The following is a 5,916-nucleotide window of genomic DNA, read 5'->3' on the forward strand; positions in this document are numbered from 1 at the left end:
TAATCTAAAAATAAACCAATTTAACAACTAACAATAAGCATAAAAAGAATAAACTAATTTAAAAATTAACAATAAAAATAAACATAGGATTATATATAAAGTAAGAATAATAAAAGAACTAACAAGTCCGCAATGAGCTACTTTCCCCCTGCCAGTAAGGCGTAGTATCATCACCCACGATGTGCTTAGCTTCTTGGTTCGGGATGGAGCAAGGCGTCTCCACATCTGTATAATCACGGACATTGTTATTTAAATATTCTATTTAATATAGCAAATAAAAACAATCAATAAGATCTAGATATAAAAATCATTTTTATTTCAGCTCTCATCTTGTTCTTATATTTAGATGTTTTATTAAACTAAATCACTTTATTGTTTTAGAATACTTAAAAAACAATGTTAAGAGCAAGTTCTAATATAAACTTTACTTGTAAGATTTTATAAACTTAAGAATGTAATTTTTATATAAATATTTCATATAAAAACATTCAAGGCTTTATTAAAAACCTTAACAAGGAAGTGATGCTTAAATAAGATAAGCCAAACGCTCTATTAGTACTGGTCAGCTAAAGGACTTTCATCCATTACACACCCAGCCTATCAAACTAGTAGTCTTCTAGAGAGCTTAGAGAAGATTCATCTTAGAGTTGGCTTCACGCTTAGATGCTTTCAGCGTTTATCCGTTCCAAACTTAGCTACGCTGCGATGCTCTTGGCAGAACAACAGCTACACCAGTGGTTTGTTCAACCCGGTCCTCTCGTACTAGGGTCAAATCTCTTCAATCTTCTTACGCCCACGGCAGATAGGGACCGAACTGTCTCACGACGTTCTGAACCCAGCTCGCGTACCGCTTTAAATGGCGAACAGCCATACCCTTGGGACCTGCTCCAGCCCCAGGATGCGATGAGCCGACATCGAGGTGCCAAACCTCCCCGTCGATGTGAGCTCTTGGGGGAGATCAGCCTGTTATCCCCGGGGTACCTTTTATCCTTTGAGCGATGGCCCTTCCACACAGAACCACCGGATCACTAAGACCGACTTTCGTCTCTGCTTGACTTGTATGTCTTGCAGTTAAGCTGGCTTATACCTTTATACTCTACGAACGATTTCCAACCGTTCTGAGCCAACCTTTGTAAGCCTCCGTTATTATTTGGGAGGCGACCGCCCCAGTCAAACTACCCACCAGACATTGTCCCACTTGAGGATAACTCAAGCTGGTTAGCTACCCAAATAAGAAAGAGTGGTATCTCAACAACGGCTCATATACAACTGGCGTCATATACTCAAAGCCTCCCACCTATCCTGCACATTCTTATCCAAATAGCAGTGTCAAGCTGTAGTAAAGGTCCACGGGGTCTTTCCGTCTTGCCGCGGGTAGGAGGAATTTTCACCTCCACTACAATTTCACTGGATCCCTCTTTGAGACAGCTCCCATCTCGTTACGCCATTCATGCAGGTCGGTATTTAACCGACAAGGAATTTCGCTACCTTAGGACCGTTATAGTTACGGCCGCCGTTTACTCGGGCTTCGATCAAGAGCTTCGCTAATGCTAACCCCATCAATTAACCTTCGAGCACCGGGCAGGCGTCACACCCTATACATCCTCTTACGAGTTAGCAGAGTGCTGTGTTTTTGGTAAACAGTCGGGAGGGACTCTTTGTTGTAAGTTTCTTCGCTTTCGGAGCAAATCCTAATACGAAGCGAACCACACCTTATACCGAAGATACGGTGCTATTTTGCAGAGTTCCTTAAAGAGAGTTCTTCCACGCGCCTTAGAATACTCATCCCACCCACCTGTGTCGGTTTACGGTACGGGCAACATTAGCTAAACTTAGAAACTTTTCTTGGCTCGACGGCATCAGCAATTCTCCTCGCTGTCCGAAGACTTTGAAGAGCCTTTCAGTTCTCGGAGTATTGTTATACGGATTTGCCTATATAACCTCCTACGACCTTAGACTAGCACTTCCATCCGCTAGCTTGCTTAGCCCTAAGCGTCCTTCCATCGCACACTAATGTTGGTATTGGAATATTAACCAATTTGCCATCGTCTACCCCTTTCGGACTCGACTTAGGACCCGACTAACCCTACGATGACGAGCATCGCGTAGGAAACCTTGGGTTTACGGCGTTAATGATTCTCACATTAATTATCGCTACTCATGCCTGCATGCTCACTTCTATTCGCTCCAGCACTCCTTACCGGTATACCTTCGGCGCAAATAGAACGCTCTCCTACCACTTGATAAAATCAAGTCTACAGCTTCGGTACTTACTTTAGCCCCGTTATATTTTCCGCGCAAAATCACTAGACCAGTGAGCTATTACGCTTTCTTTAAAGGATGGCTGCTTCTAAGCCAACCTCCTGGTTGTTTAAGTAACTTCACATCGTTTTCCACTTAAGTAAGATTTAGGGACCTTAGCTGGTAGTCTGGGTTGTTTCCCTCTTGACGACGGATTTTATCACTCGCCGCCTGACTGCTGTGATTACATATAAGGTATTCGGAGTTTGATAGGGTTTGGTACATTGGTGTATGCCCTAGCCCATTCAGTGCTCTACCCCCTTATACTACGACACAACGCTATACCTAAATATATTTCGGAGAGAACCAGCTATCACGAAGTTTGATTGGCCTTTCACCCCTATCCACAAGTCATCCGGGGGCTTTTCAACGCCTATCGGTTCAGTCCTCCACTAGTTCTTACACTAGCTTCAACTTGCTCATGGATAGATCACTTCGTTTCGGGTCTGCAGCATCTGACTTAAGCGCCCTATTCAGACTCGCTTTCGCTACGGCTTCGCGTGTGCTTAACCTTGCCAGACACCACAACTCGCAGGCTCATTATGCAAAAGGCAGTCCATCACACTGTATTGCTACATAGTGCTCTGAATGATTGTAAGCAAATGGTTTCAGGTTCTATTTCACTCTGATCACCTCAGTTCTTTTCACCTTTCCCTCACGGTACTTGTGCACTATCGGTCTGGTAGTAGTATTTAGGGTTGGATCGTGGTCGACCCAGCTTCAGACAGGATTCCTCGTGTCCCGCCCTACTCAGGATACTGCTAGCTAAGGTTTGGTTTTCGTATACGGGACTATCACCCTCTATGGCTACACTTTCCAGAGTGTTCTACTAACCTCACCTATTGCACATTGCAGTCCTACAACCCCCAGTGCAAGCACTGGGTTTGCCCTCTTGCGCTTTCGCTCGCCGCTACTGACGCAATCTCTATTGATTTCTTTTCCTGTAGGTACTAAGATGTTTCAATTCCCTACGTTCGCTCCATTATGGTAGTATATATCTCTATATACTGGGTTGCCCCATTCGGAAATCTACGGATCAAAGCTTCTTGACAGCTCCCCGTAGCTTATCGCAGTCTAGTACGTCCTTCATCGCCTTTACCAGCCAAGGCATCCACCATTCGCTCTTAATAGCTTACCTTTTAAATTCATTCTAAAACGCATCACTTCCTTGTTAAAGTTTTTATGATAAGACTTTACTATCTTAAGACGGAAAGCATTTAAACACTTAATAAAACTAAACAAATTAGTCTCACTAAGCTGTGAGTTTAAAACTTGTCTTTAACTAAAAGCTAAAGAAAAGATAGTTAGGTTTTATCCTCTAACAAGTCCTGTAAAATTGTTTTTATTAAAACTTGCTTGTGACTCTTAACAATGATAATTCAAATAACATTAAATAACTAATCTAATATATAAAATATTCTATTATTTATTTAGCTTAGGTCTTAAAACCTAAAGGAAGTATATATAAAGAGTTTAAATAATTTAAAAATATAAGCAATAAAGTATTTTATTTTACTTTACTTATTGCTTTATTGTTAGCTATATACTTGCTTTAAGTTTTAAAACTTTATTATATGATTGATAAACAAATCTTTTATGGTGGGCCTAACAAGACTTGAACTTGTGACCTCACCCTTATCAGGGGTGCACTCTAACCAGCTGAGCTATAGGCCCTTAATAAATGGTGGAGAATAGCGGGATCGAACCGCTGACCTCCTGCGTGCAAAGCAGGCGCTCTCCCAGCTGAGCTAATTCCCCAAAATTAGCTTTTCATCAATCTTTGAAATCTAAACAAGGATGATTGAGTCTATATATGAACTGATAGTTGTGAGACTTATCAGTTTGTACTCTAGAAAGGAGGTGATCCAACCGCAGGTTCTCCTACGGTTACCTTGTTACGACTTCACCCCAGTCGCTGATTCCACTGTGGACGGTAACTAGTTTAGTATTCCGGCTTCGAGTGAAATCAACTCCCATGGTGTGACGGGCGGTGAGTACAAGACCCGGGAACGTATTCACCGTAGCATGGCTGATCTACGATTACTAGCGATTCCGGCTTCATGCTCTCGAGTTGCAGAGAACAATCCGAACTGGGACATATTTTATAGATTTGCTCCACCTCGCGGTATTGCGTCTCATTGTATATGCCATTGTAGCACGTGTGTCGCCCTGGGCATAAGGGCCATGATGACTTGACGTCGTCCACACCTTCCTCCTCCTTACGAAGGCAGTCTATTTAGAGTGCTCGGCCGAACCGTTAGCAACTAAATACGTGGGTTGCGCTCGTTGCGGGACTTAACCCAACATCTCACGACACGAGCTGACGACAGCCGTGCAGCACCTGTCTCTAAGTTCTAGCAAGCTAGCACCCTCTTATCTCTAAAAGGTTCTTAGGATATCAAGCCCAGGTAAGGTTCTTCGCGTATCTTCGAATTAAACCACATGCTCCACCGCTTGTGCGGGTCCCCGTCTATTCCTTTGAGTTTTAATCTTGCGACCGTACTCCCCAGGCGGTACACTTAATGCGTTAGCTGCATTACTGAGATGACTAGCACCCCAACAACTAGTGTACATCGTTTAGGGCGTGGACTACCAGGGTATCTAATCCTGTTTGCTCCCCACGCTTTCGCGCCTTAGCGTCAGTTAAGTTCCAGCAGATCGCCTTCGCAATGGGTATTCTTGGTGATATCTACGGATTTTACCCCTACACCACCAATTCCATCTGCCTCTCCCTCACTCTAGACTACCAGTTTCCCAAGCAGTTCAACGGTTAAGCCGTTGGATTTCACAAGAGACTTGATAATCCGCCTACGCGCCCTTTACGCCCAGTGATTCCGAGTAACGCTTGCACCCTCCGTATTACCGCGGCTGCTGGCACGGAGTTAGCCGGTGCTTATTCCTTAGGTACCGTCAGAATTCTTCCCTAAGAAAAGGAGTTTACGCTCCGAAAAGTGTCATCCTCCACGCGGCGTTGCTGCGTCAGGGTTTCCCCCATTGCGCAATATTCCCTACTGCTGCCTCCCGTAGGAGTCTGGACCGTGTCTCAGTTCCAGTGTGACTGATCATCCTCTCAGACCAGTTAAGCGTCATAGCCTTGGTGAGCCATTACCTCACCAACTAGCTGATACTATATAGTCTCATCCTACACCGAAAAAACTTTCCCTACTCAACTTGTGTTAAGCAGGAGTATAGAGTATTAGCAGTCGTTTCCAACTGTTGTCCTCTTGTGTAGGGCAGATTAACTATACCTTACTCACCCGTGCGCCACTAATCCACTTCTAGCAAGCTAAAAGCTTCATCGTTCGACTTGCATGTATTAGGCACGCCGCCAGCGTTCACTCTGAGCCAGGATCAAACTCTCCATAAAAAATAATTGGATAAGTTTAATCTTTTTCTTCAAAGAAAAAGTTGATTGTTAAGATTTAAAAATAAATCTTTCTGGCTCAATCGATCACTTATTTAGATTTCAAAGATTGACTATAAGATTTGATTAACAATATTAATAATTTAAAGAACAAATACTAAAAAATTAAGACAAAAAGTCTTAGCTTTTTAAAACCCTTTTATTTAAAAAGGAAATGAAATTATAGCAATAAAAGCTTAAAGTTTTATTAA

The 5,916-nt window shown here is 42.9% G+C and carries 2 tRNA genes and 3 rRNA genes; all 5 read right to left on the minus strand.

Annotated features, from left to right (window positions below):
* Positions 1-124: 124 nt before the first annotated feature.
* A 5S ribosomal RNA gene (gene rrf, locus CAMP5053_RS07820) occupies positions 125-241 on the minus strand.
* Positions 242-531: 290 nt separating this feature from the next.
* Positions 532-3,439 (minus strand): 23S ribosomal RNA (locus CAMP5053_RS07825).
* A 459-nt stretch (positions 3,440-3,898) separates the two neighbouring features.
* A tRNA-Ile gene (locus CAMP5053_RS07830) sits at positions 3,899-3,975 on the minus strand.
* An 8-nt stretch (positions 3,976-3,983) separates the two neighbouring features.
* A tRNA-Ala gene (locus tag CAMP5053_RS07835) sits at positions 3,984-4,059 on the minus strand.
* Between the two features lie 95 nt (positions 4,060-4,154).
* A 16S ribosomal RNA gene (locus CAMP5053_RS07840) occupies positions 4,155-5,668 on the minus strand.
* Together the 16S, 23S and 5S rRNA genes with 2 tRNA genes alongside form the textbook arrangement of a ribosomal RNA operon.
* Between the last annotated feature and the right edge of the window lie 248 nt (positions 5,669-5,916).

Origin of the sequence: Campylobacter sp. S4:11, from assembly GCF_024723695.1 — a bacterium.
Lineage (GTDB): Bacteria > Campylobacterota > Campylobacteria > Campylobacterales > Campylobacteraceae > Campylobacter_D > Campylobacter_D jejuni_C.